Origin of the sequence: Hylemonella gracilis ATCC 19624, from assembly GCF_000211835.1 — a bacterium.
Taxonomy (GTDB): domain Bacteria; phylum Pseudomonadota; class Gammaproteobacteria; order Burkholderiales; family Burkholderiaceae_C; genus Hylemonella; species Hylemonella gracilis.
The window spans coordinates 1-1,007 of the sequence record NZ_AEGR01000115.1 but is presented as its reverse complement, the minus strand read 5'-3'; the positions used below and the strand labels follow the sequence as shown (position 1 = coordinate 1,007).

Annotated in this window: 1 pseudogene; it reads right to left on the bottom strand. The window is 63.4% G+C overall.

The annotated features are described in order from the left end of the window. Positions 1 to 1,007 (bottom strand): annotated as a pseudogene (locus HGR_RS17615) (hypothetical protein); the annotation flags it as partial.

The following is a 1,007-nucleotide window of genomic DNA, read 5'->3' as shown; positions in this document are numbered from 1 at the left end:
CCGTCGTGCCCGTGCCCGTCGTCGTGGTCGTCAAGCTGCTGCCGAACATGCCGCTCAGCACCAGGTTGCCACCCGCCGTCAGGTTCGCCGCACCGGTGGTCAATGTCGACACCACCGTCAACGCGTTCTGATCTTGCAACGTCAACGCGCCTGCGCTGGTGATCGTGACCGTATCGACAAAGTCATTGCCGGTGTTGCCCAAGGTGATGGCGCCGGTCCCGGCATTGAGCGTGCTCAAGCCTGTCACGCTCAGCGCTCCCGCCTGCGTGACAGCACCGTTGTTGCTCGTCACATTGAGCGCACCGCTGATCGTGCCACTGCCCAGATCCAAATTACCGGTCGTGATCACCGTCAGCGCTCCGGTGTTGAGCGCCCCCAATGTCAACGCATTCGCGTCCGTGATCTGCGTGATTCCACCCGTCAGACTCACCGCACCACCAAAGTTGTTGCTGCTGATGTTCAAGATGACGGTCGCGCTGCCTGCGTCGATCGACGACGTTCCCGTCACGCTCAAGGCCCCGGTCTGGCCGACCGCATTCGCACTCTCGACATCCAGGACCCCGCCCACGCTGGTGAGCCCGAAACTGGTTGTGCCCGTACCTGTTGTCGCGGTCGTCAGATTGCTGCCAAACACCCCGCTCACCACCAGGTTGTCAATCGCCGTCAGGTTTGCCGCACCCGTCGTCGACGTCGACACCACCGTCAAGTCGTCCACATCTTTCAGCGTCACCGCTCCGGCGCTGGTGATCATCACCGTCCCGCCGAAGTCGTTCGACTCGTCCAGCGTGATCGCGTTCGCACCCGCCGCCAAGGTCGTCGTGCCCATGATGCTCAGATTACCTGTGTCAGTCACCGCACCTGCGCTGGTCACATCCAGGCTCGTCGCGCTCGTCGTGCCGAACTCCGTCGTCCCCGAGTTCGTCGTCGTGGTCGTCAGGCTGTTGCCGAACACGCCGCTGACCACCAGGTTGCCACCCGCCGTCAAGTTGGCCGCGCCCGTCGTCGAT